This is a genomic window from Paraburkholderia sp. GAS448, assembly GCF_050435685.1.
Taxonomy (GTDB): Bacteria; Pseudomonadota; Gammaproteobacteria; order Burkholderiales; family Burkholderiaceae; genus Paraburkholderia.
This window is the reverse complement of the sequence record NZ_JBNDKT010000104.1, coordinates 1-4,327: the sequence shown is the minus strand read 5'-3', so window position 1 is coordinate 4,327 and position 4,327 is coordinate 1. Positions and strand designations below refer to the sequence as shown.

Here is a 4,327-nt window from a genome sequence, read left to right as displayed (position 1 = left end):
TTCAACAACACACTTCGTCCACTTCATCCTCTACCCAGGCAACATGAAGCGGCCAGGTTAGCGAAAGTCAAACTGTTTTACCAGGTGCACTTAAGTGACTCCGTATTCGCTACAGGAAGTCTTAGTGCCTTCGTAGTACCGCTGACGCCGGGGAACGCTGTTCGGGCGGACCCGGTCGAGGAAAGGGAGGCATCGTCGTCGTTGTTTACAGAACCGTTCACGGGAAACACGGGAGGTACATTGAAACCGGAAAGCGTGTCAACGAAACAGGAACGGATAGCCATGCTGGCAAGAAGCAATCCGGCCATGGCACTCACGTCGCTAAATCAGTACGTCGACTACGAGTGGGTGAAATACGCCTACGACTGTACGCGCAAGGATGGCGCGGTTGGCGTGGACATACATCCACACTCGCGCGAAAAATTTGGAAATTCCGGCCGCTCCCGAGCGGAGTGGGGCCCGTTTGCCGCCGGAAGGCCTTTCAGCCAAGTCACGTTGAGCGCCTTTCAGTGCACCGTCGTTTCAGGGCCCGCAGCACTTCTTGTACTTCCTCCCGCTTCCGCAGTGGCACGGATCATTTCTCCCGATCTTGGGGCCGGAGATGATGGGCCGAGATTTCTCCACGATTTGTGCAGGTTCGAATGGACGAGATGTCGACCATTGGCGGAAGTTGCCAAGTCTTTCCTCCGCCATGATACGGGCGAGTGTGCGATCTTCTGGACGAGTCCTGAAATGGTATTCAGCGCGGTCAACATCCCCCAAAACACTCAGCTCCACGCGATCCTTTTCGTAGGCTGCGCGGACTACATCGAATGATTCCAACGCATTCAGATCAGATAGCGCTGAAATGAGAAAGGCATTGATACTTAGATCGTTTGTCTCGTAGGCTCGAAGCAGATCGGTCAGAATTTCGACGCATTTTGCTCTTTGTGCCGGATGATCGGCCCCAATCTGAGAAATCACCCGGAATGTGCAGATTCGAGCGAACTCCCCGTTTTGAGGATTACGGGCATACGACTCGATGGCATTGAGCGAGGCGGGGCCAATCTTGCTGAAGACATCGGGATACTCTTCGCCTATCCAGTCGTAATTCTCGTCATCAATTCGATGCAGTATGGATAGGAGCGCAGGAACTGCTTCAGTGGCTTTAAGTTCGGCGAGAATCCGCCATGCATGAATCGGTGCCATGGCAGTGTCGTTAAATTCTGATTCGTACACTGTCGTGTCGTCCAAGATCCGGATCAAATCTGGAACGTGAGACTGATCAAAGCCCGATTGCAGATATTCATGCCACATTTGTGGACCGATGCGTGAACGGGACAGGGTTTCGCCAAAGTTAGCGAGTCGATCAAGCAACTGAAAGTACGAGGTTTGCGTCTGGTTTGTCATGACGGGTAGAGGCGGCGCATGATTCCCGCTAGGAGGCAAGCTGAGCGGCGGCGGCTCATTGTACAGCCTAGGTAAGACGTGATGTCACTTCATTGGTCGCGTTGAGGAAGCTGCTACGGCTGCCAACGGGCTCGCCGCCGGAGTTCCCCTGGCGATTTTTTCAGTTTGAAGAACCAATTTTTAAGGGGCAATCAGTTTGACTGGCCGCTTTCTGTCACGCCGTCGGGCCGTTCCGCGTTCCGGGTCGATCCGAGTCGGTCGTCACCGGACCGGGGTCGGCCAACAACGGATAACCAGCCCTCGTTCGCTCGTGCTACGATCGCAGTGCCTGACTGAAGTGACGAAAGCTGGCTTTGAGCCACTTCGCAATTGAGGTTGACCCGGGAAAACGGACACCTATTCTTTTGAAGAGGAGGTGCCGTCATGGGCCAGCATCGGAAGCCGTACCCGGCGGAATTCCGGGCGCAGATGGTGGAACTGGTGAAGGCGGGACGTACGCCTGAGGAATTGGCGCGCGAGTTCGAGCCGACCGCACAAAGCATCATCAACTGGGTTGCGCAGGCCGATCGTGACACCGGCATGCGCCACGACGGGTTGACCACGGCCGAGCGGCAAGAATTGACGCGGCTGCGTCGCAAGGTCCGTCAGCTCGAGATGGAGCGCGACATACTCTCTCACGCGGCGGCCTGGTTCGCCCGGGAGACCGGGGTCGTACCGCCGAAGGGTACGGATTCATGAAGGCGAACCGGGTTCGCTGGCCCATTGCCACAATGGCGCGGCTGCTGCGGGTCTCCACCAGCGGCTACTACGCGTGGTTGGTACGAGAGCCGTCGAAACAGGCATGCAGTGATGCGCAGTTGCTTTCGCACATCCGTACACTGCACGCGAGTTCGCGCGGCACCTACGGCGCGCCGCGCATCCACATCCAGCTTGGGCGCGAGGGCGTGCATGTCGGACGCAAGCGCGTCGCGCGTTTGATGCGCCTGGCCGGTCTATGCGGGGCAAGCCGTCGGCACTGGAAGCAGACCACGCGAGCTCGCGCGGGGGCACGGCGCGCACCTGATCTCGTACGCCGTCACTTCAGTGCCGACGGGCCTAACGTGCTGTGGGTGGCAGACGCCACCTACATTCCGACGAGCGAGGGATTCCTGTATCTGGCGGTGGTGCTCGATGTCTTCAGTCGCCGCGTCGTGGGCTGGGCGATGTCCAACCATCTGTACACGGAGCTGATGCTGCGTGCGCTCGATATGGCGCTCGCGCAACGTCGGCCCGAGCATGTCATCCATCATTCGGACCAGGGGTGTCAAGGCGGATTCAACCGGTCGTCGCAACACTAGATTGTTGAACAGATTTTAGATACTCGTCCAGAGCTTCGGCCGGGGTCTTCCAACCAAGCGTTTTCCGGGGCCTGGAATTCAGTGCATTGGCAACGGCCTGGATTTCTCGAGCGCTCCACCGAGACAGGTCTGTGCCCTTTGGAAAGTATTGCCGCAAGAGGCCGTTCGTGTTCTCGTTCGTGCCGCGCTGCCATGGACTGTGCGGGTCGGCGAAGAATACCTTCACCCCGGATTCGACCGTGAAGCGAGCGTGATCGGATAGTTCCTTGCCACGATCCCAAGTCAATGACCGCCACAACTGGGCAGGCATGTCAGTCACGGTCTTCTTGAGCGCATTGGCCATCGTGACAGCTCCGTAGCCAGCCAGCGCGGGGCCGTTCTTCGTCCGGGGAGTCAACCCATAGCCTTTCTCCCGAGGCAGGTGCACGAGCATGGTGAAACGGCTTGATCTCTCCACCAGCGTCCCAATAGCAGATCGGTTCAGGCCGATGATCAGGTCACCCTCCCAATGCCCTGGCACGGCACGATCCTGCACTTCTGCAGGCCGGCTAGAGATCATCACATCCTCGCTAACGTGCGCCCAAGCCTTGGCTCGTGCCCTGGCCCTCGGCACGCGCAACGCCCGCCCTGTGCGAAGACAGCTGACCAGCTCGCGCTTGAGGGCACCTCGGCTCTGGATATAGAGAGCCTGGTAAATCGCTTCGTGAGAGATGCGCATAGATTCGTCATCCGGGAAGTCGAACTGCAGCCGTTTGGAAATCTGTTCGGGCGACCAGCCATTAGCCCATTTACGGTCACCGCGATGCGGCTTGTTTCTCCCTTTGAACGGTGCTTGCCGAGGCCCAGCAATCGCACGGCCATCAGCATCGCGAACCTTGCCCTCCAAACGGTCTTGCACGTAGTGGTGCAGCCGTGGGTTAGTCACCAGTTTCGACGGTTTGGGTCTTTTGGCAACCAGTTCGGCCTTCCACTGCGCAACCGAAGCCCGATACTCAAGCTGGCCGCTACGAGTTGCAGCGTTACGTGTCAGTTCCCGGGAGACCGTTGACGGGCTGCGTCCGATACGGCGAGCGATCTCGCGTACTCCGACGCCTTGGAACGAAAGTAACCCAATCTCTTCTCGCTCCGCGAACGACAAGTACCTCCCGGATAAGGGGTTCGACATGAAAAGTGGCATGCCGCCATTATGACGAAACCAGCGAGTGCCTACCGCCTGCGACACGCCAACCGCCTCTGCAGCCTTCTCACTTGTAATGCCTGTCGCGATTTGCTCCCAAAATCGCCGCTCGATCTCACGCCGATGCGACGGCGCACCTGGCGAGCGCATCGCTGCTCGCCCTGTCAACTTATACATCCACCCCGCCGGTCGTCCCATAAACACCTCCTCGATCAAAGGTGTTGCGACGACCGGTTGAATCCGCCCAGTACACGTCCATTGCCTTTGGGCGGCGCTGTCGCGAGGCACGCGTGCAACCGTCGATGGGCACTGCGGGCGACTGCTTCGATAAGGCTTGTGTTTCACACTACACCTCCTCGCGGCGATCAGAAACGACGTCGGGATGACGACGCCGGCAGGACAGCTTGACGCCCATCGCCTTTCT

At 58.5% G+C, this 4,327-nt stretch carries 3 protein-coding genes and 2 pseudogenes; 2 read left to right on the top strand and 3 right to left on the bottom strand.

Translation table 11 applies throughout. The annotated features are described in order from the left end of the window. Nucleotides 1-522 precede the first annotated feature (522 nt). Both P3T23_RS47100 and P3T23_RS47095 read right to left on the bottom strand, forming a co-directional pair. Nucleotides 523-609: pseudogene (locus P3T23_RS47100) on the bottom strand (SEC-C metal-binding domain-containing protein); the annotation flags it as partial. A gap of 156 nt (nt 610-765) precedes the next feature. Beyond that, nucleotides 766-1,296, bottom strand: a pseudogene (locus P3T23_RS47095) (DUF1186 domain-containing protein); the annotation flags it as partial. Nucleotides 1,297-1,812: 516 nt separating this feature from the next. Here P3T23_RS47095 and P3T23_RS47090 point away from each other — a divergent pair. Together P3T23_RS47090 and P3T23_RS47085 are read left to right on the top strand one after the other, a co-directional pair. Then, a complete protein-coding gene (locus tag P3T23_RS47090; protein WP_429259853.1) occupies nt 1,813-2,127 on the top strand; it encodes a transposase in 315 nt (104 codons plus the stop codon). Then, nucleotides 2,124-2,726, top strand: coding sequence for an IS3 family transposase (locus P3T23_RS47085; RefSeq protein WP_429322860.1), 603 nt, complete (start codon nt 2,124-2,126; stop codon nt 2,724-2,726). The genes P3T23_RS47090 and P3T23_RS47085 overlap by 4 nt, the downstream gene beginning before the upstream one ends. Here P3T23_RS47085 and P3T23_RS47080 read toward each other — a convergent pair. After that, nucleotides 2,704-4,080, bottom strand: a complete 1,377-nt coding sequence (locus P3T23_RS47080) for an IS30 family transposase (RefSeq protein ID WP_429322859.1) — start codon at nt 4,078-4,080, stop codon at nt 2,704-2,706. The two genes, P3T23_RS47085 and P3T23_RS47080, sit on opposite strands and share 23 nt — an antisense overlap. Between the last annotated feature and the right edge of the window lie 247 nt (nt 4,081-4,327).

What these genes read in the sequence shown, in the direction of transcription:
- P3T23_RS47090 (WP_429259853.1), top strand. Translation starts at nt 1,813, where the DNA reads ATGGGCCAGCATCGGAAGCCGTACCCGGCGGAATTCCGGGCGCAGATG.
- P3T23_RS47085 (WP_429322860.1), top strand. Translation starts at nt 2,124, where the DNA reads ATGAAGGCGAACCGGGTTCGCTGGCCCATTGCCACAATGGCGCGGCTG.
- P3T23_RS47080 (WP_429322859.1), bottom strand. Translation starts at nt 4,080, where the DNA reads ATGTATAAGTTGACAGGGCGAGCAGCGATGCGCTCGCCAGGTGCGCCG.